This is a genomic window from Kitasatospora sp. MAP5-34, from assembly GCF_029894335.1.
GTDB lineage: Bacteria > Actinomycetota > Actinomycetes > Streptomycetales > Streptomycetaceae > Kitasatospora.
In genome coordinates this window covers 1-23,304 of record NZ_JARXZC010000042.1, presented here as the reverse complement: position 1 = coordinate 23,304, position 23,304 = coordinate 1, and the positions used below count along the sequence as shown (strand labels likewise).

Here is a 23,304-nt window from a genome sequence, read left to right as displayed (position 1 = left end):
CGCTCAGACGCTGCCGAATTCACCAGCGGCAACGCTACGGGTGAAGGCGGTCCACGCTTCCGCTCCGAAGATGAGCGCCGGGCCTTCGGGGTTCTTGGAGTCACGAACGGGGATCATGCCGGGGAAGCCCGGGGCAACCTCCACACAGTCGCCGCCGTTGTTGCTGTAAGACGACTTGAACCAGGAAGCGCCGGTCAGGTCTACGGGGTCGTTCATGGCTGAAGTTCCTTTCGCGCCTTGCGGATCAGTGCCAGGGATGCCGCCGTTGGCAGCGCTTCCACCAGAAGGTGATCGTACTCCCTCTCCCACGCTGTCACCGTTGAGCGTGACCGTTCGAGGTGACCCTTCGCCGTCGATTCGGCGTACCCCACTACCGAGTGGTCCGGGAGATCAAGCAGCACGACCGGCAGTGTGAAGGCCAGGTTCTCGCCGAGGCCAAAGGGCGCCACCTGGATTGTGATGTTCGGCGACTCCGCCAGATCCTCCAGGCGCCGTAGCTGATCTGCCATCACGCGAGGGCCCCCGACCGTCCGGTGCAGGCAGCCCTCTTCCAGCACCGCGTGAAACACCGGTGGTGCCTTCTGGTTAAGCAACTCCTGCCGGACAGCTAGATACTCCGTCCGCTCGTTGGCCTCGGCTTGGGCAATCGCACCCCTTCGGACAGCCGCTGTGGCCAGGGCCCTGGCATAGTCTGCTGTCTGGAACAGGCCGGGGACGATGACCAGGCCAACTGTCCGCAGACGGCGGCACCGTGCCTCGGCATCGGCGAACTCCGAGAACCCCTCCAGCAGTGCCGCGCGGGTGCACCTGCGCCACAGTTCATAGAACTTCTGTCCGGTATCGAAGACCTCATCGGCCTTAACAGCGAACGGTCTTGTTGGAGTTCGCTTCGCTCGTTCGAGGTACGAGACGAAGGCACCCGAGTACCCCAGACGCGTACCGGCCTCAGTCTGCGACCACCGTCGAGCCCGCCTTGATCTGCGGAGTTCTTGCCCGAATCGCACCTGTGGTGATGACGTAGCGTCAATCTCTGCATCACTCAAGATCGTTGAATTCCCTCACACGACATTGCTGTCAAGGTCAAAACCCTAGCGATCGTACGAGAACATGCCGATCCTCGGTAGTGGAACGACTACAGAAGGGCACGGTGCACGGTGGCTCCGAACTCCTCCAGACCCCGGTCCGCGCTGGCGGACTTCACCCGGCACCAGCGCAGGCAGGCACGGAAGGCAGGTGCCGAACTCTGCGAGGCGGCAAGGGCGGCAGGATGCCCGCTGCCGTCGGTGGGGGTCGACTCGCCCTCCGCGATCACGGGTGACGTGCTGGTGTCCCTGGGGTGTGCGCGGCCGGACGTGATCACGCGACTCGCGCAGGTCATCCGGGCGGGCGCGATCGCCCTGGCCGCCGAGGGCGCCAAGGACACGGGTACGCACCTGTGGACTCCGCGCGTCGGTGACCTGGTGGTGGACACCGAGGCGGACCGGGTCGGCGAGTTCCGGGGCGGGAGCGGCGGGCGGTGGACGCTCGCTCGGTCCACCGGCGGGGACGAATGGACGGCAGACCCGAGGCACGTCCGGGCGCCGGGCGCCAATGAGCGCGTCCGGGTCGGCATGGCCGAGGCAGTCGGCGGTAGTGACAAGGGAGTTGGGTAAGCGTGAGTCTTGGAATGCTGCCGCGCCGCGAGGTCGGGCGGCGCCGGTTCTTCCGGTTCCTGCGGTGGACGATCGGGCCGGACCGGGACCGCGAGCCGGTGCACCTGTTCTTCTGCGAGGGCGAGGACGAGGACGGCGCCAGGTGCGGGGCCGACTCCGGCGAACAGGCCGATGCCGGGGCCGCCCGCGAGTGGACGTTCACCCACCTGCGGGACCATCAGGACCACCGCTCCTACGGACAACTCACGTACGTGCCACTGGTGATGGTGCCCGAGGAGGAACCGTCGTGAGGCGCGGCGCCCTGGTGGTCGGGGCGGTGCCTGCTGCCGCTCCCGCTGCTGTTCGCCGGCGGGCCCGCCGGCCGGTGACGTACCGCCAGGTGCTCCCCCGCTGCCCGGAGTACGGCAAGGCGTCGTTCAGGGACGAGACCGACGCGCGGCTGTTCCTCGCCCGCGTCGGCAAGGACGGCCCGCAGGATCCGCTCGAGGAGATGCTGCCCAACAGGGCGTTCGACTGCGACCACTGCCGGTTCTGGCACGTGGCGTCCAAGCCCGTGACCGCGCGTGCCGCACTCCGCCGGCGGCGGGGCGCCGGCCCCCGCTGACAACCCGCAGACTCCCGTTCCGGCGGGCGGGGAAGGGTCAACACCCCCGCCGGAACGGGTCACCACCCTGTCTCCCACGGCAGGGACCCCCGCTGCACCCCGCAGTCCGCCGGGAGCGCAACCGCTGTCCCCCGGTGGGGAGTCCGGCATCGGAGCACGGCCGCCCGCCGGACGTGAACGGTCGCACCGGCCCCGGCCCCTGAGCCAGCAGGCCGGCTCCTGGGGCGGTCACCGTACGGCGGCGTGGCGCATGTCGGTGAGAGCGGAGGCGAGGCGGGCGGAGCCGATGGTGGCCGCGAGTGCGGTGGCCTGGGCGGCGTGATGGTCGGCCTCGGCGCGGTCGCCCTGCCGGTAGAGCACGGTGGCGAGGCGGGCGGTGGCCATCGCCCGGACCCGGCCCGGCGCGGCGCGGCGCGGTCGCTGACCGGCACTTGAGCACAGCGGCGGCCAGCGGCCGCACACACAACGCCGGCACTCCCGGGGCCGCCGGCCCGGCGCGGACCGGCCGGGTCAGTGCGGGCCGGGGGTGGTCTGGGGGCGGGTGTGTTCGATGACGACGGAGGCGTCCTTGTCGCCGTCGCCGGCGGCGACGACGGCGGCGAAGCGGGCCCGGACGGTGTCCAGGACCGGCATGGCGACGCCGGCGGCGGCGGCGTCGGTGACCGCCAGGCGCAGGTCCTTCTCCATCAGGGTGGAGCGGAAGAAGGCGGGCTGGTAGCTGTTCTTGCGCATCAGTTCGGCGCGGAAGCGCATCACCTGGGAGCTGAAGCCGCTGCCGGCGATGGAGGCGAGCAGCTGGTCGCGGTCCAGGCCCGCCTGTTCGCCGTAGGTGACGGCTTCGGCGAGGGAGGCGACCTGGGCGCCGAGCAGCAGGTTGAAGATGAGTTTGAGGGTGGCGGCGGCGCCGGGCGCGGGCAGGTGCACCAGGTCGGTGCCGATGGCGGTGAGGATCGGGCGGACGCCGTCGATGTCCTCTTCGGTGCCGGAGGCGAAGACCCGCAGCTGGCCCTCGCGGGCCTGGAAGGGGTTGCCGACCACGCAGGCCTCGACGCGGCGCAGCCCGGCGTCGGCGAGGCGGGCGGCGGCGTGGCGGGCGTAGTGGGGTGAGACGGTGGAGGTGTCGATGATGGTGGCGCCGGGGGCCAGGACGGGGACGATCTGGCCGAAGAGGACGTGTTCGACGGCGGCGGCGTCGCTGAGGCTGAGCAGGACGGTCTGCTGGCCTGTGGCGGCTTCGGCGGGGGTGGCGGCCGCGTGGGCGCCGGCGGCGACCAGGGGTTCGGCTTTGCTGGCGGTGCGGTTGTGGACGGTGAGGTCGAAGCCGGACTGGATCAGGCGGTGTGCCATGCCGCCGCCCATGTTGCCGAGCCCGATGAACGCCAGTCTGGTGCGGCCCATGGGTTGTGCCTCTCTGCGGGGTGGTGTCGGGTCGGGTGCCCGGTCCGGGACTGGTCCGGGACGGTGTCTCTTTTCGGTGCGCCGGCCGGGTGCCGGGGCTGTCCCCGGCGCCGGGGGGTGGGCGCCGGGGACAGCGGTTTGCGGGGCCCGGCCGGGGGCCGTTAGTAGGCCGCGTCGACGGTGTAGATCGCGAAGGGGTTGCCGAGCCGGTTGTCCCGGTAGGGGCGTAGCGGGGCGGTGTCGTCGCGGTGTCCGGGGCCGGCTTCCCAGGCGTTGAAGGCGGCGAGGTCGGCCCAGCGGCTGACGACGACCAGGGAGGTGGGGTCGTGGGCGTGGTGCAGCAGTTCGTTGCCGAGCATGCCGGGGACGTCTTGGAGGCGTTCGCTGACCTGGGTGTAGGCGGCGCGGACGGCGGCGAGTTCGGTGTCGTCGCGGGCTACTTGGTAGACGAGGACGCGTAGTTCAGTGGGCATCTGCGGTGCCTGCCCGTCCGGGGATGTGGGCGATCAGTTCCATGGTGTGGAAGGAGCCGCCGGAGCGGTAGGGGTGGAGTCTGGCGCGGTGTTCGAGGTGGGCGGGGCTGTCCTCGAAGGAGCGGAAGCCGGGTTCGTCGAGCCAGTCGCTGGTGATCCAGTAGGTGCCGGGCTGGGCGGTGTCGCGGGTGAGCCACTGGCCGAGGTTGGCGTGGTGGCCGGTGACGGCGTCGGTGCCGCGGTGCCATTCGGTGACGAAGTCGGTTTCGGAGCCGGGTTTGACCTCCATGCGCAGGATGACGCGGAAGGTCATCAGGAGATCCCGCCGTCGACGCTGACGGTGGATCCGGTGACGTAGCGGGAGAGGTCGCTGGCGAGCCACAGGATGGCGCCGGCGACCTCGTCGGGGGTGCCGAGGCGCCCCAGCGCGGTCTTGGCGCTGTAGCGTTCGATCATGGTTTTCTGCTGGTCGGCGGGCATGCCGTGGAGGTTCTCGGTCTCCACGACGCCGAGGGCGATGACGTTGAAGCGGATGCCCTGGGCGCCGAACTCCTTGGCGAGGGAGCGGCTGAGGCCGACCAGGGCTGCTTTGGTGGCGGTGTAGTGGGAGCGCAGCGGTATGCCGGCGTCGACGGCCTTGGAGCCGATGCTGATGACGGAGGAGCCGGCGCCGAGCAGCGGCAGGGAGTGCTGGATGACCAGGTGGGCGGCGGTGAGGTTGGTGGTGAGGACCCGCTGGAACTCCGTCAGGTCGAGTTTCTGGTAGGGGATGTGGCTGATGGCGCCGGCGTTGTTGACGACCAGGTCGAGGTGGCCGTCGTGGTGGGCGGCGGTGCGCTGAAGGAGGGTTTCGATCTGGTCGGGCTGGGTGAGGTCGGCCTGGACGACCAGGTGGTTGCCGCCGGTCTCCTTGAGTTCGTTCTCCAGTGAGGTGACGTAGGGGCTCTGCTGCTGGTAGCAGGTGACGGTGTCGACGCCGGCGCGGGCCAGGGCGAGGACGATGCCGCGGCCGACGCCTCGGGTGCCGCCGGTGACGAGGGCTTTCTTGCCCTGCAGGTCCAGGTTCATGGTGTCCTCCGTGGGACGGGCCGGTGCGGGTGGGTGGTTGGTGGTGGGGTGGGTCAGAGCAGGGCGGCGAGGGCGGCGCAGTTGGCGGCGAGCGCGAGGATGCTCAGGGCGCTGCGGCGGCGGTTCCAGGGGCCCCAGTGCTCGCGTGGGTCGAGGTCGGGGAAGTTGTCGGGCAGGTGCTCCGGGTCGAGGGTGCGGATCCACCGGTTGACGGGGACGTTCTTGGTGACGGAGATGGCGATGGTGGCGGCGGCGAGAGCGGCGGCGGCCAGGCAGCACAGGCGGGCGGTGGTCTGGGTGAGGGTGGCGGCGAGGGCGGCGTCGCCGAGCAGGGTGCCGAGCAGGCAGATGGGCATCGCGGGGTCGTAGCGGGTGGCGAAGAAGGCGTGGGCGTGGACGTAGCGGTCGGGGGGCAGTGCGGCGAGCAGGGGCCAGCCGCCGAGCTGGGTGCCCAGGAGCACCCCGGCGGCGAGGCCGTTGAGCAGCATCACCAGCGGAGCGAGCAGAGCGGTCACCGGTTTCCTCCGTGGGCGTGGGCGTGGGCGGCGGCTGGGGGGGTGGGGGGGTGGTCAGACGGCGGCGGTGCGGGCGGCGGCTTCGACCTTGTCCTTGATGAGCTGCATCTGGACGGTGGTGTTGCGGTTGAGGTGGCCGGTCATCGCGTCGTCGTCGACGGGGGCCTGGGGCTTCATGTGGAAGTCCTGGATCCAGCGCATCCGGATGCCGCCGCCGGTTTCGGGGGTGTACTGCCAGTGGATGTTCATGTATTCGAAGGGGCCGGTCTCCACGCGGTGGGCCCGCACGGTGCGGGTGAGCGGGTCGGGGGTGCGGCGCGAGACCCAGCTCCAGACGGTGCCGTTGTCGTCGGGGTGCATGGTGAGGCGGAAGGTGACGGTGGCGCCGTCGCGTTCCAGGACCTCGACGGCGGCGTACTCGCTGAACAGGTCGGGCCAGTTCTCGAGGTCGTTGGTGATGTCCCAGACGGTGTCCAGGGGGGCGTCGATGACGATCGAGTTGTCGGTGTGGCCTGCCATGGCGGCGGTGTCCTTCCTGGTTCGGTGCGCGGCCCGGCCGGGGCCGGGGCGGGGTGTCAGCGTCCGAGGACGAGTGCGGAGTTGAATCCGCCGTGGCCGCGGGCCAGGACCAGGGCGCGGCGCAGGTCCCTGGGGCGGGGCTGGTCGGTGACCAGGTCGAGGTCGACGCCCGGGGCCAGGCGGGTGGTGCCGGCGGTGTGCGGGATGAGGCCGTCGCGCAGGGCGAGCAGGGCGGTGGCGACGTCCAGGGGGGCGCCGCCGCCGTAGAGGCGGCCGGTGAGGGTCTTGGGGACGGTGACGGGGACGCCGCGCGGGCCGAAGAGGGCGCTGATGGCGTGGGCTTCGGCGAGGTCGTCGGCGGGCAGGCCGGCGCCGTCGGCGAAGACGACGTCGATGTCGGCGGGGGCCAGGCGGGCCTGGGCGAGGGCCTGGGCGGCGGTGCGGTGCAGGGCGCGGGGCCGGCCGCTGCCGGGGGCGGGGTCGAAGCCGGCGGCGTAGCCGAGGACCCGTCCGTAGGGGCGCGCGCCGCGGCGGGCGGCGGCGGGCGCGCTCTCCATGACGAGGATGGCGCCGCCTTCGCCGGGCAGGTAGCCGGACGCGTCGCGGTCGAAGGGCAGGTAGGCGCGGGCGGGGTCGGCGGCGGTGGACAGCAGGCCGGTGGCGATCTGGGCGGTGAGCCCGTACGGGCACAGGGAGGCGTCGGTGCCGCCGGTCAGGACGAGGCGGGCGCCGCGCCGGGTGAGCCGGCCGGCCTGTCCGATGGCGTCCAGGCCGCCTGCCTGTTCGCCGCACAGGACGCCGCAGGGGCCGCGCATCTTGTGGCGGATGGAGAGCTGGCCGGTGGTGGCGGCGTAGAACCAGGCGACGGACTGGTAGGCGCCGACCCAGTCGGGTTCGTGCTGGTAGAGGGCTTCCATCTCGTGCTGGCCGAATTCGGTGCCGCCCGACGAGCTGGAGGTGACGACGGCCATCTCGTACTCGGGCAGGCCGGCGGGGTCGACGCCGGCGTCGGCGAGGGCGGCATCCGAGGCGGCGAGCGCGAGGTGGGTCCAGTGGTCGGTCTGCTGGATGAGGCGGCTGGGGACGCGTTCCTCGGCGCTGAAGCCGGGGACCTGGCCGGCGTGGCGGACGGGGTAGGGGGTGGGGTCGAAGCGGGTGATCCGGTCGATGCCGGTCTTGCCGGCCAGGACGGCGGCCCAGTGCGCTTCGGCGCCGATGCCGGTGGGGGCGGTGATGCCGATCCCGGTGATCACCGGGGCGCTGTCGTCGGTCGGCATGATCAACTCCTCGGGTGGGCGACCACACCGGGCCGGGCCAGGACCATGGCGCTCTGGAATCCGCCGAAGCCGCTGCCGACGGTGAGCACCACGTCGGTGCGGTGGTCACGGGCGGTGAGCGGCACGTAGTCCAGGTCGCAGTGCGGGTCGGGGTTGTGCAGGTTCGCGGTGGGCGGTACGACCTGGCGGTCCAGGGCCAGGGCGCAGGCCGCGACCTCGATGGAGCCGATGGCGCCCAGCGAGTGGCCGATCATGGATTTGATGGAGCTGACGGGGATGTCGTAGGCGTGGGTGCCCAGGCTTCGTTTGAACGCGGCGGTCTCGTGCCGGTCGTTCTGTTTGGTGCCGGAGCCGTGGGCGTTGATGTAGCTGACGGCGGTGGGGTCCAGGCGGGCCTGGGTCAGGGCGACGGTGATGGCTTCGGCCATTTCGCGGCCGTCGGGTTTGAGGCCGGTCATGTGGTGGGCGTTGCTGCGCCCGGCGCTGCCGACGATCTCGCCGTAGACGTGGGCGCCGCGGGCCCGGGCTGCGCCGAGTTCTTCCAGGACCAGGACGGCGGAGCCTTCGCCGAGGACGAAGCCGGCCCGGTCGCGGTCGAAGGGGCGGGAGGCGTGGGCGGGGTCGTCGTTGCTGGCGGTGGTGGCGCGGATCGCGTCGAAGCAGGCCGCGCTGATCGGGGAGATCGGGGCGTCGGTGGCGCCGGCGAGCGCGACGTCGGCGCTGCCCTCCTCGATGAGCTGGACGGCGTGGGCGACGGCGTCGATGCCCGAGGTGCAGCCGGTGGAGATCAGCGAGACCGGGCCTTCGGCGCCGGCGGCCCAGGCGACCTCGACGGCCAGGGTGGAGGGCACCATGTAGCCGTAGAGGTGCGGGACGCCGTAGCTGTGGTCGAGCAGCCAGTTGCGGCCGTTGTCGCTGAGGACGGTGTACTCCTCCTCCAGGCCCATGGTGCAGCCGACCGCGCTGCCGAGGCCGACCGCGATCCGCTCGGGGGCGACGGCGGAAAGGTCCAGGCCGCTGTCGGCGATGGCTTCGCGGGCGGAGACGACGGCGAACTGCGCGGCGCGGTCCATCCGGCGGATCTCGCGCGGGGCGAGGCCGGCGGCGGCGGGGTCGAAGTCGACCTCGGCGGCGACCTGGGAGCGGAACTTGGCGGGGTCGAAGAGGCTGAGCCGGCGGGTCGCGGTGCGGCCTTCGGTGAGGAGCTGCCAGAAGGCCTCGCGGCCGACCCCGCCGGGGGCGACCACGCCGATGCCGGTGATGACGGCGCGGCGCGGGTGGCCTGCGGCGGGGGTGGTCATGGCGTGCCGCCTACCTGCGGGTCGGCGGCGCCCGGGCGTTGGGCCGGTTCGGTGTCGACGTGCCCGAGCTCCGGGCGGGGGGCGAGCGGGGAGAGGTGGAAGGCGCAGTGGGCGGTCACGGTGCCGGTGTTGACCAGGCGGTGGCGGACCCCGATGGGGACCAGCAGCGAGTCGCCGGCGGTCAGGCGCACGGGCTGGCCGTCCAGGGTCATCTGCAGTTCGCCGGTGACGACGTGCAGGAACTCCTCGGAGAAGGGGTGGTAGTGCTCGGTGATGTGGTCGCCGGGCAGCAGGTCCATCACGCCGCCGAACCCGGAGCTGCAGCCCACGGTCCTGGGGCTGAGGGTGACCCGGATGTCGCCGCCGCGCTTGACGTTGGCCTCCACCTCGCCCGCGGTGACCTTGACGGTGCGGGTGATGGTGCTCGCGCCGGCGCCGGCGGCACCGCTGCCGGTGGCGCTGCCGGTGGTGGTGCCGGTGGTGGCGCGGGCGGCGGGGGTGGTGCTGCTGGCGGTGGTGGTGTCGGAGGTCACTGGATCCGCCCCTCGTCCTTGGTCCACACGTAGAAGGGGCTCGCCATGGCGTCCTTGGGTTCCTTCCAGTTCGGGTCGTAGGGGTTCACGCAGGCCGCGAGGCGGGTGTTGATGTCCTCGTAGAGCGGGTGGCTGCGGGCCCGGTAGAGGTTGGGCGAGATGTCCTGGTCGGCCTCGACCAGGTGGAAGTAGAGGTCGTGGAACTGGAACAGGGTGCGCCGGGAGACACCGACCAGGTGGGGCAGGTCGGTCGCGTCGGAATCGCCGAAGATGCCCGCGATGTCCTCGGCCTTTCCTGGCTGCAACTTGGCCACGATGAGGGTTCGGTGCACTGCTGGCCTCCTGCTGGGTTAGGGGTGCTGACATCGACAGGGGGACTGTTCCAGCGTGGCCTGGAGACCGGCTCAAGAGCGGATCCAGACCCGGCGCCCGGCCCGGCAGGCAGGCCGGTGGCTTCAACTACCGGTCGGGGAGGGGGGCTTGAGGGGGATCCGAGGCGGCGGTGCTGGCATGGCTGCCACCAGCCGTCCCGTCCCAGCAGCGGCCCGCGGCGGCCGCCGCGGGCGAGGAGGAGCGACCATGGCGTTTGCCGCCATCACCTACGACATCAAGCCGGGCTTCGAGGCGGAACTCTCGGAGATCTTCAGCGGGTTCCGCCGGGTCAGGTCCGACAGGGTCACCGACAGCTCCGGCCAGGAGGCCGGGCAGATCCTGGCGACGGCCGTGTTCATCCGGGACGACACCCTGGTGCGGGTCATCGAGTACCAGGGCGACCTGGACGCGGTGGCCCGGCACATGGCCGCCCAGCCCGGCGTGCGCGAGGTGGAGCGGAAGCTGAAGCCCTACCTGAGCCGGCCGCGCGACACCGACACGGTGGAGGGCTTCGTGGCGACGTTCCGGCGCAGCCTGCTGCGGACCGTCGCGCAGATCTCGGTGCGCGACGCGCCCCCCGCCCCCTGACCGGTGCGCGCCCAGGGCCCGGGCCCGGCCCCGCGAGGGGGCCGGGCCCGGGCCCTGGGCGTATGTGTGATGGTGCGTCAGTTCCAGGTGGCCGCCAGGCTGTTGAGCAGCAGGGCGGCCGCCGCCAGTGCGGTCCGCAGCAGGTGCCAGCGGCGCCAGAGCGGACGCGGGTCCGTCCAGCCGGCCGGGAGCTCGCCGGGGTCCGTCACCGCCTTGACCCGGCGGTTGATCGGCACGTTGGCCAGGTGGGACACCGCCGAGACGCCCAGCAGCAGCACCGCCGCCGCAGCCGCCAGCGCCCTGACCGGGCCGCCGGCGGAGACCGCCCACAGGGTGTCGGCGAGGGTGGAGGTGAGGACGACGGCCGGCATGGTCGGGTCCCAGTTGCGGCCGAGCAGTTGGTGGGCGTAGACGTAGGTGGTGGCGGGCATCGCGAAGAGCGCGGGCAGCACGCTCAGCGCGACCGCGAACAGCACCCCGGCGGTGATCCCGCTGCCGAGCAGCGCGATGACGCCCGGTGCCGTCGTCATGGCGTTGCGCCTCTCATCGTCGTGGGGCCTTTCGTCGGGGCGGTCAGAGCCGGGTCGGGTGGGTGTCCACGGTCAGCTGGGACACCGACCGCATCAGGGCGTCGCGGAAGTACGCCGCGAAGCCCTGGGCGCTGGTGGTGTCGCGCTGCTCGGCGAGGTAGGGGGCGAGTTTCTCCTCCAGGACGTGGACACCGGTCTGGGCCGCCATGTGCCGGCCGACGGCCGCGAAGTCGCCCTCGTAGTGGATGACGCGGACCAGGACGTCGTCCTTGACGAAGACGCCGGTGCCCAGCAGCCGTCCGGCCGGCGCGCCGGAGGGCGCGGCGAAGTCGGGGGTGTCGACGCGCTGGAAGGCGGCGAAGATCCCGGCGATCTCGTCCTCGTGGCCGGGCTTGATGCGGTAGGTGATCGCTGCGTACGGCATCAGGCGGCCCGCACGGCGAGGCTGTTGTTGATCAACTCGAGCAGCGCCCGGGGGGTCTGGACGCCGATCACCTCGTCGTCCGGGAGCTGGACGCCGCGCTCGCGCTTGAGGACCCCGGTGACCTGGAGCAGCGCCAGGGAGTCGTAGCCGAGGTCGAAGAAGAGGATGTCGGAGACGTCCTCGGTGTCCGGGTCGTGGCCTTCGGCCTCGCCGGCGCACTCGCGCAGCTTGTCGGTCAGCTCGCCCAGAGTGAACTCGCTCATCGCGTTTTCTGCCTCTCCTGGTGTGGGAATCGTGACGGTGCAGATGGCCGGGTGGTCATGTGACGGATCGCCGGGTGACGGGCCGCCGGGTGACGGGCCGCCGGGTGACGGGCCGCCGGGTGACGGGCCGCCGGGTGACGGGCCGCCGGGTGGCGGGTCAGATGGACGACAGGGGGCGGCCGGGGGCGGTGGCCGCCAGGTCGAGCCAGGGGTCGGCCTCCAGGACGGCGCTCTGCAGGGCGCGCAGTTCCGGGGAGGGGTCCAGGCCCAGTTCGAGGCTGAGGACGGTGCGCAGCCGCTGGTAGGTCTCCAGGGCGGTGCTGCGGCGTCCCGACCGGTAGAGGGCGATCATCAGCTGGGCCTGCAGGCCTTCGTGGAGGGGGTACTGGGCGGACAGGCCGGCCAGTTCGCCGACGAGTTCGTGGTGGCGTCCAAGGCGCAGGTCGGCTTCGATGCGGCGGCCCAGGATGCTCAGGCGGGACTCCCCCAGGCACCTGGCCTCGGCTTCCAGCAGGGGTCCGCAGGCGACGTCGACCAGGGCGGGGCCGCGCCACATCGCGAGTGCCTGGCGGAAGGTGTCGGAGGCGCCGGCGCAGTCCCCGGCCTCCATCGCGCGGTGGCCGCGCCTGGACAGGCGGTCGAACTCGGCGCTGTCGGTGGAGCCGCCCTGGGTGTCGAGCAGGTAGCCGCCAGGTTCGGTGACCAGGACGCTCTTGGAGCCGAGCGGCAGGTCGGCGTAGCGGGCGCCGGCCAAGGCGGTGGCGATGTGGCCGCGCAGTTGGAGGACGTAGGTCTGCAGGGTGGTCTGGACGCTGCGCGGGGGGTGTTCGCCCCAGACCTCCTCGATCAGGGAGTCCACCGAGACCAGCCGGTCCGCGCGGCAGGCCAGCAGGGCGAGCACCTTGCGGGGCTTGCCGGCCGTGGGGACGACCGACACCCCCGACTGGTCGACCCGCAGCGGGCCGAGCACACCGATATCCATGTGTTTTTCTCCCTTCGGGGTTCAGGTCCGCCGGGGGGCGGGGGCAGGGCCGGGCGGGGTCTGGGCGGCGGCGGCCGGTGCCACCGGGGTGAGCAGTTCGCCCAGCAGGCGCGGCAGTTCGGCGTCGCGGACGAAGAAGTGGCCGCCGTCCAGGGTGTGGAAGCGGAAGGACGCGGTGGTCCAGCGTTCCCATTCGGCGACGGCGGCGGGGGTGGCGATCTTGTCGCGGCTGCCGGCGAACGCCCACAGCGGGCAGGACAGCGGCCGGCGGGCGCCCTCGCGCAGGAACCGGCCAAGGGTCAGGTCGGCGCGGGTGGTCGCCAGCATGGCGCGCAGCCAGGCGGGGCGGGCGAGCAGTTCCGCGGGGACGCCGCCGAGCGCGGTGAGGTGGGCGAGCAGGTCCGCGTCGCCGAGGTCGTGGGCTGCGATGAGCGGGTTGGGCAGGTGGGGGGGCATGCAGGCGCCGACGACGACCCCGGCGGGGGGGCGGTTTCCCGAGCTGATCCGGTGTTCGGCGAAGCGGCTGGCGACCAGGGCGCCCAGGCTGTGGCCGTAGAAGGCGTAGGGGCCCTGGTCGAGCATCGGGCCCAGGTGTTCGTCCAGTTCGGTGAAGAGCCGGGCGGTGTCGGTGATCCGGGTCTCGCCGAGGCGGGTCTCGCGTCCCGGCAGCCTGACCGGCACCACGGACACCTGCGGTCCGGTCCTTGCGCCCCAGCCGGCGAACGTCATGGCGCCGGCCCCGGCGTGGTGGAAGCAGAGGAGCCTCAGCGGCGCCCCGGCTCTCGGCTGGGCTGCGAGGTACTGGTTCACTCGGCCTCCTTCGCCCGTCGGCGGCTGCCCGTGCGGCAGTGCCAGACGATGGTGGGCGCAGACCCTGGAAGACCGGTGGATGTGAACTGGAGCGCCCCGCCCGGCGGGTGGCAGCCGGGCGGGGCGGGGCAGGGGGCGGAGCGGCGGGCGGGGCGCGGGGCGCGGCGGGCGGGGCGGGGTGGTCAGCCGACCAGGCGGGGCTGGCGCAGCAGCGGGGTGGTCAGCCGACTAGGCGGGGCGGCGGGCGGGGCGGCGGGGTGGTCAGCCGACCAGGCGGGGCTGGCGCAGCAGCGGGGTGGTCAGCCGACCAGGCGGGGCTGGCGCAGCAGCGGGAGGCCGGCGCCCTCCAGGCCGTAGTCGCGGACCTGGTCCCCGCACAGGATGGCGCGTTGGAGGCGCTGGAGCTGGCCGGACGGTTCGAGGCCGAGTTCGTCGACCAGGGTGTCGCGCAGTTTCTGGTAGACCGCGAGGGCCCTCGGGGCACGGCCGCAGCGGTAGAGGGCGACGATGAGGTGGGCGTGCAGGCTTTCGTCCAGCGGGTGGTGGCCGGTCAGCGCGGACAGTTCCCCGATCAGTTCGTGGTGGCGGCCAAGGCGCAGGTCGGCCCGTACCCGGCGTTCCAGGACGCCGATCCTGGACTCCTCCAGGCGGGTGACCTCGATGCTGAGGTGGTGGCCGTGGCGGACGTCCACCAGGACCGGGCCGCGCCATTTGGCCAGGGCCGAGCCCAGCAGCGCGGAGGCGGCGGTCATGTCGCCGGCGCCGTAGGCCGCGTAGCCCAGGACGGCCAGGCGGTCGAACTCGTCGGCGTCCACCATCGCCGGTTCCAGTGCGAGGACGTAGCCGCCGTGGCGGGTGGCGAGGACCTGTTCGGCGGTGCCGGGCGGGCTGGCGCGCAGGGCGGTGCGCAGGTTGCGGCGCAGTTGGAGGATGTAGGTCTGCAGGGTGGTGGCGGCGCTGCGGGGCAGTTCCGTCCCCCAGAGTTCCTCCATCAGCTGCGGCACGGAGACGATGCGGCCCGCGTTGAGGGCCAGCAGCGCGAGGATCTGCCGTGGTTTGGTGGCGGTGGGGACGATGGAGGTGCCCGAGGCGGCGGCGGCCAGTGGGCCCAGAACCTGAACGTCCATGTGGATTCCCCCGTTTCTGGGCGAGCTGCCGGCCTTGCGGTTTGCAAGCGGTAGCTCCGGATCGTGTCATGTCGGGTCCGGCCCGGGACAGTGAGATCTTCAGGAAACGGACAGGAGTTACGCACCCGGGGCGGGTGTGAGGAATTCATTGCCTGGGGGGTGAGCCGCGCACTGGGCGGACGGCGGGCGGCGGGCGCATCATGGCGGGGACGGCGTGGTGGGGCGGGCACCGTCCGGTCCGCGCCGGTCCGCGCCGGGGGCGGCGGGCGTGCGCTCCGGGGGTGCGTCTGAGGGGGTGCGCCCCGGCGCCCGTGCCGGCTGGCGGGATGCCGTCCGGGAAGGTGGTGTCTCGCGGGGTCGTGTGCCGGGCGCCGGGCGTCACCTGGGGAGGTGTGCGCCCGGCGCCCGTGGCCCCGGCGGTATCCGACGGTGCGTCGGTGCGGTGCGTCGGTGCGGTGTCAGTGCGGGGGGTGGGCGCCGGCTCCGCCGGTGAGGGCGGCGAGCAGCTGCCCGTCCACGTTCAGGGCGCCCGCGCCGTCGCCGGTCTGGCCGAACCCGGCGTCGTAGAGGGCCATGCTGACGGTGTAGCGGTGCTGGAGCCGCCAGGTGTGGAAGGTCCACTCGCGGCCGGTGGCCGGGGAGCCGTCGGGCAGCTGCACGTGGTGGGCCTGGCGGTCCTGGGGGCCGAAGCCGAACTCGGTGAAGCGGAATCGCATGCCCTGGCCGATGGCCTTGCTGTAGGCCTCCTTGAGCGTCCACAGCCGTACCAGGGCGCTGTTGCGCCGGTCTTCGGGGACCCGTTCCAGGGCGGTGCGTTCGTAGGGGGTGCACATCTGCGGTTCGGTGCCCCGGCCCAGCATCTGACGGTCCATCAGTTCGGCGTCGACGCCGATCCAGCCGCGCCGGGTCAGGCCGACCACCAGCACGTCGGCGGTGTGGCTGAGGCTGATGTCCAGCTGTTCGTAGCCGCGCAGGTAGGGGCGGCCGCCCAGCTTGTAGGCCAGTTCGAGGGCCTGGGGTTCCTCGCCGATCACCGCGCAGGCGGTGTGTTTGAGCATCAGCCGGGACGCGGCGAACCGGGCCCGGACCTGCGGGTGGCGCATCCGGTCGAACCTGAGCCGGTCGGGTCCCAGCAGGGCCGGCAGCGCCGGGTCGGCCAGGTCGCCGGGCAGCCAGTCCGCCAGCCGGGCGTGCACCAGTGCGCTGCCGTGCCGGGCCACCTGGTCGCGGACCGGGCCCCACGGGCCGCCGGGCCCGGCGACCTGGACCGGCGCGGGCCCCGCCCCGCGCCCGGCGCCCCGGCCCGGTCCGGGCGCCGGGTCCCGCCCGGAGAAGGGCATCACGCCCGCCCCGCAGGGGCGAGCCGCCGGCTCAGGTAGTCGATGAGCGTCCCGACGGTGGCAAGGCTCGGGAGCAGCTCCGGCAGGCAGAGCGCGCCGAGTTCGGGGAACCCTTTCTCCAGGCCGTACTTGAGCTGCATGAGCATCACCGAGTCGAATCCGAGGTCGTCCCCGAACTGCAGGTCCCGGTCGAGTCCGCCCCCGCCCGTCTCCCCCGGGCCGCCGGACAGCAGGTCCGGGGTGACGTCGTCCATCGCCAGGATCACCGCGCACAGCCGCCCGGCGGTCACCCCGGTGTCCCTACCGGTGTCCACGGCAATGTCCGCGGCGGTGTCCGTACCGATGTCCTCGGCGGTGTCCGTACCGGTGTCCGTACCGGTGTCCGCGGCGGCGGTGGTCATGAGCCCGCCCCCGTGCCGCGGCCGGCGGGGCGGCCGGCCGCGCGCAGGGCCAGGCACCGGGCGAGGCGGTGCACGGTGGGGTGTTCGAACACCACGCCGGGGTCCAGGCGGAGGCCGAACGCGTCCTCGATCTCGCCGTACAGGCCGAGCGCCACCACCGAGTCGACGCCGTACTCGGCGAGCGGCACGTCGATGTCGACGCGCCGGGTGCGGTGCGGCAGCTGCCGCCCCAGGCAGGCCGTCAGCCAGCCCAGCAGTTCGTACTCGGTCCCGTCCAGCGACGTGATCACCAGCTCCGACCGGTCCACGGCCTCTCTCCTCATCGACGGTTCCCTTCCTCGGCGGGCGTGGCCGGTGCGCCGGCCGGCGGTGTGCCGTGCAGCGGTGCGTCGTGCAGCGGTGCGTCGTACAGCGGTGCGCCGTACAGCGGTGCGCCGTACAGCGGTGCGTCGTACAGCGGTGCGCCGTGCAGCGGTGCGCCGTGCAGCGGTGCGCCGGCCGGCGGTGCGTCGTGCAGCGGTGCGCCGGCCGGCGGTGTGCCGTGCAGTGGTGTGTCGTACAGGTCGAAACTGCGGCGGGTCCGGTATCTGGCCAGTACCTCGGCGAGCAGCGGCCCGTCCTGCCCGTCCTGGTGGGTGTCGGGGCCGGGCGCGGGGCCGCCGAGTCTGCGCAGGAGGCGGGTGAGGGCCGCGACCAGCCAGCCGGCGGAGGCCAGGAAGGCGCCGGGGCGCGGCTGCTGGGCCCGCCAGACGCCCAGGCACGCGGCGCCCGCCAGGACCAGGGCGTAGCGGTCGGCCAGGGCGTGGGCGCGCGGGTCGGCGAGCGCGGGCCGGCCTCCCGCGTCCAGGGCCGCGCAGCCGTCCCGCAGCCGGGCCAGTTCCGCGAGCAGCCGGCCGCCGAGTTCGGTGACCTCGCGTGGTTCGGGCCGGCCCGGCGGGGGGGCGGGGTGGGTGAGGGAGGCCATCAGGGGGTCGGCGGTGGCGGCCGGGGTGAGGCGGGCCAGGTCCAGCGGGGGCAGGCCCCCGGCGTCGAGGGCGAAGAGGGCGGCGGGCGGCGGGGCGGCGGCGGGGGTGAGCCAGCAGTCCCGGGCCAGGCGGGGCAGCTGCGGTACCACGGTGGCGCGGCACGCGGCCGTGCCGGCCGCGCCCAGGCCGATCATCGGCAGGTCGCGGACGTTCTTGCGGAACGCCCCGTACGCGCCGGAGCCGGTGTGGAACTGGGCGCCCAGCAGGGTGGACAGTTCGTAGGACGTCTCGGTCAGCAGCTGCGGCAGCAGGTACTTCGACGCGGCCGCGTAGAGCCCGGAGTCGGCGGGCACCAGGTGCACGGCCCGGGTCGCCACCAGCGCCAGGCAGTCGCACAGCAGCAGGTCGACGAAGGCGCCGGCCAGGGTGGCGCGGGCGTGCGAGGCACGCGGCACGCCGCCTGGGTCCCCGTCCGCCCGCACGACCGCCGGCCCGGCAGCGGACGGCACGGCGGCGGACAGGTCGGCGGGCGGCCCGGCGGACGGCACGGCAGCGGACAGGTCGGCGGCAGGCGGCGCGGCGGGCGGCCCGGCAGCGGGCACGGCGGCAGGCGGCGCGGCGGGCAGGTCGGCAGCGGACGGCCCGGCAGCAGCGGGCGGCACGGCAGCGGACGGCACGGCAGCGGACGGCCCGGCAGCGGACGGCACGGCAGCGGCGGGCGGCACGGCAGCGGACGGCCCGGCGGCGGGCAGGTCGGCGGCGGACGGCACGGCAGCGGACGGCCCGGCGGCGGGCAGGTCGGCGGCAGGCGGCGCGGCGGGCAGGTCGGCGGCGGACAGGTCGGCGGCAGGCGGCGCGGCGGGCAGGTCGGCGGCGGACAGGTCGGCGGCGGACGGCACGGCAGCGGACAGGTCGGCGGCGGACGGCACGGCAGCGGACAGGTCGGCGGCGGGCGGCCCGGTGCGGTCCAGGACGCAGGCGACGGCGGTGCGCAGCGCGGTGTCCGCGCATCCCAGGGCCGTGGACGGGCCGACGGCGCGGATCACCGGGAAGACCTTCAGGGCCAGTTCCAGGCCCTGTCCGCGCTCCCCGACCAGGGCGCCGGCCGGGACGGGGCAGTCGTCGAAGGCGATCCCGGTGACCAGGCAGCCGCGTACGCCCAGGGTGCGGTGCCTGGGCAGGGCATGGATCCGCTCGGCGGGCAGGGCGGCCGGCCGGACCAGCAGCACGGAGTGGCTGTGCCGTCCGTGCCCGGTGCGGGCGAAGAGGACCAGCGCGCCGGCCCGGGAGGCGTTGTTGAACGCCTCCTTGCGGCCGCTGAGCAGGAAGACACCCGTACCGTCCGTACCGTCCCCGTCCGTACCGTGCCCGTCCCCGTCCCCGTCCCCGTCCGCGTCCGCGTCCGTGCCGTGCCCGGCGGCGGCGGCGGTGGCGGTGGCGGTGGTGGCGGTGGCGGTGGCGGTGGCGGTGGCGGTGAAGCCGTTGGACAGGAAGTCGCTGCCGGAGGCCAGTTCCGGGTACGCGGCGGCCAGCGCGCCGCCGCCCAGGAGCAGCCGGGCGGCGGCGGTCTGCTGCGCGGGGGTGCCGGCGGCCCACAGGACGACGGCGGCGAGGAAGTTGGTGATGCCGTGTCCCAGGCCCAGCGCCGCGTCGTGGCGGAAGACCGCGCGTACCACCCGGGCCAGGGTGTCGAGTTGGTCGAGGCGGCCGCCGAGTGCGCGGGGGACGAACTCCGCGTTCAGGCCGAACCGGTCCAGGAGCTGTTCGGCGGCGGCCAGCGGCTCGCGGCGGGTGTCGGCGGCCAGGAAGCGTGCGCTGCCCAGCGGGTTGGCGGGGTCGGCGGGATCGCCGAACAGATGCTCCAGTTCGGCGACACGCCGGCGGACCTCGGCCTCCGCGCCGCCCGGCCCCCACGGCCACACCGGGCCCGCCAGACCCGCCGGCGCCGGGCCTGCCGGGCCTGCCAGCGCCGGGCCCGCCGGGCCTGCCGGGCCTGCCGGGGCCGCCGGGCCTGCCGGGGCCGCCGGGCCTGCCGGGGCCGCCGGGCCTGCCGGGGCCGCCGGGGCCGGGCCTGCCGGGCTGCTGAAGTCCTGCACCGTCCACCTCCACCTGCTTCGGGCCCCGCGGTGCTCAGAAAAGGGGGGGCCTCAGTGCGCCGGGGCGGGTTCGCCCGCCGGGGTCTTGACGAGCCGGCGGATCTCCGTGCTGACCACCGCGTGCAGCGGCTGGATCCGGCCGGCCAGGAACAGCTGCCGCAGCGCGGTGCGCCGCAGTTTGCCGCTGGTGGTACGCCGCACGGTGCCGGGCCGCACCAGCAGCACGTTCTCCGCCGCGACGTCGAACTCCCTGGCCACGCACGCCTGGATGGCACTGACCAGGACCGGGAACTCGGCGTCGGTGTCGCGCCCGGTGGTACGGACCTCCTGGACCACGACGACCTGGTCGCGGTCCGCCTCGACCGAGAACGCCGCCGCCGAACCGAACAGCACACTGATCTTCTGCAACTGCTGCTCGACATCCTGCGGATGGAGGTTGCGGCCGGCCACGATCAGCAGCTCCTTCAGCCGGCCGACCACCACGAGCCCGTCCTCGGTGAGGAACCCGAGATCCCCGGTCCGCAGATAACCACCCGACCCGGACCCCGACCCCGACCCCGACCCCATCCCGGACCCGGACCCCGTCCCGGGCCCGGGCCCGCCGGGCGGCACCGCTTCCCCGTCCGTCCCGGCCTGGCCGTCCGTCCCGGCCCCGCCGGGTTCGCCGGGCGGCACCGCTTCCCCGTCCGTCCCGGCCTGGCCGTCCGTCCCGGCCCCGCCGGGTTCGCCGGGTTCGCCGGGTTCGCCGGGTTCACCGGCACCGCCGGCCCCCGTCCCGGACCCCGTCCCGGACCCCATCCCGGGCCCGCCGGGCGGCACCGCCCCCCCGTCCTTCCCGGCCTGGCCGTCCGTCCCGGCCCCGCCGGGTTCGCCGGGTTCACCGGCACCGCCGGGCCGCGCCGCGCGGGCGGGCGGGGCGGGGTGGGCCGGCGGGGCGGGGTGGGCGTGGAAGGTCCCGGCGCTGTCCAGTGCCCGGTTCCAGTAGCCCCGGGCCACACCGGTGCCACGCACCCAGATCTCGCCGACGCGCCCGGGAGCGGCCGGGCGCAGGCTCTCGGGGTCCACGATCAGCACCTGGAGCCCGCCGGCCACCGGGCCCGCAGGCACGAACGTGCGCGACGGCCGGCCCGGACGGGCCGGCGCCACCCGGTTGCGGGCCAGCGCCGCCGCGTCCACGGTGCACCGCCCGGCCGGGCCCGCCGCCACCACCAGGGTCGCCTCGGCCATCCCGTAGCCGCAGCGCAGCGCCCCCGGGCGCAGCCCGGCCCGGGCGAAACGGTCCGTGAACGCCTGGACGGTGGCGGCCCGGACCGGTTCGGCGCCGCTGACGGCCGTCTCCCAGCCCGTCAGGTCCAGTTCCTCCAGCTGCGCGTCGGTGACCCGCCGCACGCACAGGTCGTAGGCGAAGTTGGGGGCGCCGGAGACGGTGACGCCGTACCGGCCGATCATCTGCAGCCAGCGGACCGGGCGTCTGGCGAACGCCACCGGCGCCAGGACGACGGCGCCGGTGCCCAGGAACAGCGGGTGCAGCAGCTGCCCGACCAGTCCCATGTCGTGGTGGAACGGCAGCCAGCCGCCGATCCGCGAGTGCGCGCCGGTGCCCAGCAGCTGCTGGATGGCGTACTGGTTGGCCAGCAGGCCGGCGTGGGTGACGACGACGCCCTTGGGGTCGCCGACCGAGCCGGAGGTGTACTGCAGGAAGACCGGTTCGTCGCCGCGCGGGGCCGGGCGGCGCCAGGCACCCGGGTCGCCCAGCCCGGCCCGGTCAGTGGCCAGGCACTGCACCTGGGAACGGCCCCCGGCAGCCAGGATCTGGGACACCGCCGGGCCGTTGGCGGAATCGGTCAGCACGAACCGGGCGGCACTGTCCCGCAGGATCCCCGCCAGACGGACCGCCGCCTGGCCCGAGCCACCGGGCGCGGGCGCCGGCACGGGAACCGCCCCGGCGTAGAGGCAGCCGATGAAAGCGGGCAGGAAACCGGCACTGTCCCCGTGGCAGACCACCACCCGCTGGCCCACCGGACGGCCCTGCTGCAGCCACGAGGCAATCCGCTTCGCCGAACGGTCCAGCTCCCCGTAACTGACCGGCACACCCCCCAACCCACCACCACCACTCCCGCTTCCGCCCTCGCTTCCGCTTTCGCATTCGCTCTCGCCGACGAAACGGAAAGCCTCACGGTCCACCAGCTCCTCGCCGCGCTGAAGCAGCAGACCGGTGAAATCAGCAGCTCTGGCCACCACAACCCCCATGACGTCTGGTCCGACTGACGATCAGGAGCACCGCTGCCGCACTGCGCACCGCGGATCGCGGCGCAGCTGGGGGCCGTGCACGACCTCGAGCATGCGTGCGACCACTCAAGCGCCGCTCGAAACCCCCGCCACGCGGCACAACACCGTTCACCAGCCTTCCAACCCGGACAGCCACTCCAGATCGGCGAGCTCCTCCTGGAACGCCAACTCCGTCCCGCTCAACGGAACATCGGGACGAACCCGCTCCGGATGAGCCAGACCGGGCGGCCGCAACCCCCGCACCCCACCCCCGCCCCCGCCCCCGCCCCCGCCACCCGGCGGCACCGGCGCGGCACACCACGGCAACTCCTCAACGGCAGGCACCGGCGCAACCATCCCGTACATACCACCCAGAACCGCCAACGACCGGACAACAACCCCCACCACCCGCCGCACACCAACCCCCCACAACCAACCCCTGCCCCACACCACCGCACTCCCCTCCCCACACCCACACACACCACCAACGGACCACCCGACCACCCGCACGCCAGCACGCCAGCACGCCCGGACCGCAGAGTGCCACCCCGCACTCAACAACCACTCAGGACCGGACACCGCAGTCCCCGCAGTCGTACTCGTGGTCGGCACACCGCTGCCCGGACCCCTGGACCCGGTCACCAGTGCCGCACCTCACGGGCAGCCGCCGGGGAGCCGACCGGGGTCCGGCGTGCCCGTCCGCGCGGCCGGAGACGGAAACCTCCCGACCCGGTCAGCGCCCCCCGGCGGCGAAAACAGGGTGACCGCGGTCCCGTCGGCCCCGCACACTGACTCATGCTGACCGACCACTGGCCGCTGCTGGAACTGCGGCTGACTACACCGCGCCTGGAACTGCGCCTGCCCTCGGACAAGGAACTGGCCGAACTGGCCGAACTCGCGGCGCAAGGCGTCCACGATCCGGACCGCATGCCGTTCTCTGTCCCCTGGACGGATCTGCCTCCCCGGGAACGGGCACGCTCGGTCGTTCAGCATCACTGGCTCCGGCTCGGCGACTGGACCCCCGGCAACTGGGCGCTGAACCTCGCGGTTTTCGAGCACGGCCGGATCGTCGGTCAGCAGACCATCGCCGCCCGCGACTTCGCGACCCTGCGCGAGGTCGGCACCGGCCCCTGGCTCGGTCTTCGCCACCACGGACGAGGCCTCGGCACCGAGATGCGCACGGCCGTCCTCCACCTGGCGTTCGCGGGGCTGGGGGCAGCCGAGGCGACCTCCGGCGCCTTCGCGGACAACCCGTCATCGCTCAAGGTGTCCGGCAAGCTCGGCTACGAGCCCGACGGCACCGAGCGCCTCACCGTGCGCGGCCGGGCCACCGTCCTGCACCGGCTGCGGCTCTCCCGAGCCAGATGGGAACAGCACCAGCAGGCAGGCGTCCGCGTCGAGGGACTCGGCGCCTGTCTGCCCCTGCTAGGCCTGGCAGACACGACCCACTCCCCGTGACCCGGTCCGGGTGCTCGGCCTGGCAGACACGACCCAGCTCCCCGTGACCCGTCCGAGGGCCGCCCGCCGGACGAGTGGGAGCGCGGTCCCACCCGGTGCGCGGGTTCCGGCTCCAGGGCGCACCCGCCCCGCCCCAGGCCGCGGGGGGCCACCACAGCGGCGGAGAACACCCCGCAGCCGTCCGCCTCTGGCTCAGCCAGGACCCGGGACGGCTCGCGGCCAACCTCCAGGTGATGCACGAGGGACGCAACGCCGCGTTGGCAGTGGCCTGAAGCTTCGCGAACAGGCCGGACATCAGCCCGAGTCAGGCTGCCTGCTGCCAGCTGACGGGGGAGTAGTA

At 73.8% G+C, this 23,304-nt stretch carries 30 protein-coding genes; 6 read left to right on the top strand and 24 right to left on the bottom strand.

Annotation, left to right across the window (positions count from 1 at the left end; translation table 11 throughout):
• Nucleotides 1-3: 3 nt before the first annotated feature.
• Nucleotides 4-216, bottom strand: a complete 213-nt coding sequence (locus tag P3T29_RS27210; RefSeq protein ID WP_280719295.1) for a DUF397 domain-containing protein — start codon at nt 214-216, stop codon at nt 4-6.
• Nucleotides 213-1,043: a helix-turn-helix transcriptional regulator gene (locus P3T29_RS27205; protein ID WP_280719294.1), complete on the bottom strand. Its 831-nt coding sequence runs from the start codon at nt 1,041-1,043 to the stop codon at nt 213-215. Before P3T29_RS27205 ends, P3T29_RS27210 begins: the two co-directional genes overlap by 4 nt.
• A gap of 240 nt (nt 1,044-1,283) precedes the next feature.
• Here P3T29_RS27205 and P3T29_RS27200 point away from each other — a divergent pair, with 240 nt between their 5' ends.
• From P3T29_RS27200 to P3T29_RS27190, 3 genes are read left to right on the top strand one after another with little or no spacing between them, the layout of a single operon-like run.
• Nucleotides 1,284-1,652: a hypothetical protein gene (locus P3T29_RS27200; RefSeq protein ID WP_280719293.1), complete on the top strand. Its 369-nt coding sequence runs from the start codon at nt 1,284-1,286 to the stop codon at nt 1,650-1,652.
• A 2-nt stretch (nt 1,653-1,654) separates the two neighbouring features.
• Nucleotides 1,655-1,942 (top strand): hypothetical protein, encoded by a 288-nt coding sequence (locus P3T29_RS27195; RefSeq protein WP_280719292.1) that lies wholly within the window; start codon nt 1,655-1,657, stop codon nt 1,940-1,942.
• Nucleotides 1,939-2,256 carry a hypothetical protein gene (locus P3T29_RS27190; protein ID WP_280719291.1) on the top strand — a complete coding sequence of 106 codons (318 nt, stop codon included), beginning with the start codon at nt 1,939-1,941 and terminating at the stop codon, nt 2,254-2,256. The genes P3T29_RS27195 and P3T29_RS27190 overlap by 4 nt, the downstream gene beginning before the upstream one ends.
• A 228-nt stretch (nt 2,257-2,484) precedes the next feature.
• On the opposite strand, the gene P3T29_RS27185 is transcribed toward P3T29_RS27190, so the two are convergent.
• From P3T29_RS27185 to P3T29_RS27135, 11 genes are all read right to left on the bottom strand, one after another.
• Complete coding sequence (locus P3T29_RS27185; RefSeq protein ID WP_280719290.1) at nt 2,485-2,640, bottom strand: hypothetical protein; 156 nt, start codon at nt 2,638-2,640, stop codon at nt 2,485-2,487.
• A 126-nt stretch (nt 2,641-2,766) separates the two neighbouring features.
• A complete protein-coding gene (locus tag P3T29_RS27180) occupies nt 2,767-3,654 on the bottom strand; it encodes an NAD(P)-dependent oxidoreductase (protein ID WP_280719289.1) in 888 nt (295 codons plus the stop codon).
• A 161-nt stretch (nt 3,655-3,815) separates the two neighbouring features.
• Complete coding sequence (locus P3T29_RS27175; RefSeq protein ID WP_280719288.1) at nt 3,816-4,127, bottom strand: antibiotic biosynthesis monooxygenase; 312 nt, start codon at nt 4,125-4,127, stop codon at nt 3,816-3,818.
• Nucleotides 4,117-4,440: an antibiotic biosynthesis monooxygenase gene (locus tag P3T29_RS27170; protein WP_280719287.1), complete on the bottom strand. Its 324-nt coding sequence runs from the start codon at nt 4,438-4,440 to the stop codon at nt 4,117-4,119. The genes P3T29_RS27175 and P3T29_RS27170 overlap by 11 nt, the downstream gene beginning before the upstream one ends.
• A complete protein-coding gene (locus tag P3T29_RS27165) occupies nt 4,440-5,195 on the bottom strand; it encodes an SDR family NAD(P)-dependent oxidoreductase (protein ID WP_280719286.1) in 756 nt (251 codons plus the stop codon). The genes P3T29_RS27170 and P3T29_RS27165 overlap by 1 nt, the downstream gene beginning before the upstream one ends.
• Before the next feature lie 53 nt (nt 5,196-5,248).
• A complete protein-coding gene (locus P3T29_RS27160) occupies nt 5,249-5,710 on the bottom strand; it encodes a DUF1772 domain-containing protein (RefSeq protein WP_280719285.1) in 462 nt (153 codons plus the stop codon).
• Nucleotides 5,711-5,764: 54 nt separating this feature from the next.
• The gene (locus tag P3T29_RS27155) at nt 5,765-6,229 is read right to left on the bottom strand and encodes an SRPBCC family protein (protein ID WP_280719284.1); all 465 of its coding nucleotides are present in this window, start codon (nt 6,227-6,229) and stop codon (nt 5,765-5,767) included.
• A gap of 56 nt (nt 6,230-6,285) precedes the next feature.
• Nucleotides 6,286-7,506: a ketosynthase chain-length factor gene (locus P3T29_RS27150; protein WP_280719283.1), complete on the bottom strand. Its 1,221-nt coding sequence runs from the start codon at nt 7,504-7,506 to the stop codon at nt 6,286-6,288.
• A gap of 2 nt (nt 7,507-7,508) precedes the next feature.
• Entirely contained in the window at nt 7,509-8,807 is a 1,299-nt protein-coding gene (locus P3T29_RS27145; RefSeq protein ID WP_280719282.1) for a beta-ketoacyl-[acyl-carrier-protein] synthase family protein, read from the bottom strand.
• Nucleotides 8,804-9,226, bottom strand: a complete 423-nt coding sequence (locus P3T29_RS27140) for a cupin domain-containing protein (protein WP_280719347.1) — start codon at nt 9,224-9,226, stop codon at nt 8,804-8,806. Before P3T29_RS27140 ends, P3T29_RS27145 begins: the two co-directional genes overlap by 4 nt.
• Nucleotides 9,227-9,336: 110 nt before the next feature.
• The gene (locus P3T29_RS27135) at nt 9,337-9,672 is read right to left on the bottom strand and encodes a TcmI family type II polyketide cyclase (protein ID WP_280719281.1); all 336 of its coding nucleotides are present in this window, start codon (nt 9,670-9,672) and stop codon (nt 9,337-9,339) included.
• Nucleotides 9,673-9,919: 247 nt separating this feature from the next.
• On the opposite strand from P3T29_RS27135, the gene P3T29_RS27130 reads away from it, so the two are divergent.
• Entirely contained in the window at nt 9,920-10,300 is a 381-nt protein-coding gene (locus P3T29_RS27130; RefSeq protein WP_280719280.1) for a SchA/CurD-like domain-containing protein, read from the top strand.
• Nucleotides 10,301-10,377: 77 nt separating this feature from the next.
• On the opposite strand, the gene P3T29_RS27125 is transcribed toward P3T29_RS27130, so the two are convergent.
• The 11 genes from P3T29_RS27125 to P3T29_RS27075 all read right to left on the bottom strand — a co-directional run bounded on the left by P3T29_RS27125 (nt 10,378) and on the right by P3T29_RS27075 (nt 21,488).
• Nucleotides 10,378-10,830: a DUF1772 domain-containing protein gene (locus P3T29_RS27125; protein WP_280719279.1), complete on the bottom strand. Its 453-nt coding sequence runs from the start codon at nt 10,828-10,830 to the stop codon at nt 10,378-10,380.
• Between the two features lie 43 nt (nt 10,831-10,873).
• Complete coding sequence (locus tag P3T29_RS27120; RefSeq protein WP_280719278.1) at nt 10,874-11,254, bottom strand: SchA/CurD-like domain-containing protein; 381 nt, start codon at nt 11,252-11,254, stop codon at nt 10,874-10,876.
• Nucleotides 11,254-11,517: an acyl carrier protein gene (locus P3T29_RS27115; protein ID WP_280719277.1), complete on the bottom strand. Its 264-nt coding sequence runs from the start codon at nt 11,515-11,517 to the stop codon at nt 11,254-11,256. Before P3T29_RS27115 ends, P3T29_RS27120 begins: the two co-directional genes overlap by 1 nt.
• Nucleotides 11,518-11,674: 157 nt before the next feature.
• The gene (locus P3T29_RS27110; RefSeq protein ID WP_280719276.1) at nt 11,675-12,499 is read right to left on the bottom strand and encodes an AfsR/SARP family transcriptional regulator; all 825 of its coding nucleotides are present in this window, start codon (nt 12,497-12,499) and stop codon (nt 11,675-11,677) included.
• 21 nt (nt 12,500-12,520) lie between these two features.
• Nucleotides 12,521-13,309 (bottom strand): thioesterase domain-containing protein, encoded by a 789-nt coding sequence (locus tag P3T29_RS27105; protein WP_280719275.1) that lies wholly within the window; start codon nt 13,307-13,309, stop codon nt 12,521-12,523.
• Nucleotides 13,310-13,608: 299 nt separating this feature from the next.
• Nucleotides 13,609-14,436: an AfsR/SARP family transcriptional regulator gene (locus P3T29_RS27100; RefSeq protein ID WP_280719274.1), complete on the bottom strand. Its 828-nt coding sequence runs from the start codon at nt 14,434-14,436 to the stop codon at nt 13,609-13,611.
• 458 nt (nt 14,437-14,894) lie between these two features.
• Nucleotides 14,895-15,776 (bottom strand): 4'-phosphopantetheinyl transferase superfamily protein, encoded by an 882-nt coding sequence (locus P3T29_RS27095; protein WP_280719346.1) that lies wholly within the window; start codon nt 15,774-15,776, stop codon nt 14,895-14,897.
• Nucleotides 15,776-16,177, bottom strand: a complete 402-nt coding sequence (locus P3T29_RS27090) for a hypothetical protein (RefSeq protein ID WP_280719273.1) — start codon at nt 16,175-16,177, stop codon at nt 15,776-15,778. The genes P3T29_RS27095 and P3T29_RS27090 overlap by 1 nt, the downstream gene beginning before the upstream one ends.
• Nucleotides 16,174-16,485, bottom strand: a complete 312-nt coding sequence (locus tag P3T29_RS27085) for an acyl carrier protein (protein ID WP_280719272.1) — start codon at nt 16,483-16,485, stop codon at nt 16,174-16,176. The genes P3T29_RS27090 and P3T29_RS27085 overlap by 4 nt, the downstream gene beginning before the upstream one ends.
• 11 nt (nt 16,486-16,496) lie before the next feature.
• On the bottom strand, nt 16,497-19,238 hold the full coding sequence (locus P3T29_RS27080; protein WP_348532868.1) for a hypothetical protein: 2,742 nt from the start codon (nt 19,236-19,238) through the stop codon (nt 16,497-16,499).
• Nucleotides 19,239-19,289: 51 nt separating this feature from the next.
• Nucleotides 19,290-21,488 (bottom strand): fatty acyl-AMP ligase, encoded by a 2,199-nt coding sequence (locus P3T29_RS27075; RefSeq protein WP_280719271.1) that lies wholly within the window; start codon nt 21,486-21,488, stop codon nt 19,290-19,292.
• A gap of 813 nt (nt 21,489-22,301) precedes the next feature.
• On the opposite strand from P3T29_RS27075, the gene P3T29_RS27070 reads away from it, so the two are divergent.
• Together P3T29_RS27070 and P3T29_RS27065 are read left to right on the top strand one after the other, a co-directional pair.
• Nucleotides 22,302-22,964, top strand: a complete 663-nt coding sequence (locus P3T29_RS27070; RefSeq protein WP_280719270.1) for a GNAT family N-acetyltransferase — start codon at nt 22,302-22,304, stop codon at nt 22,962-22,964.
• Nucleotides 22,965-23,059: 95 nt separating this feature from the next.
• A complete protein-coding gene (locus P3T29_RS27065) occupies nt 23,060-23,236 on the top strand; it encodes a hypothetical protein (RefSeq protein WP_280719269.1) in 177 nt (58 codons plus the stop codon).
• Nucleotides 23,237-23,304: the final 68 nt, after the last annotated feature.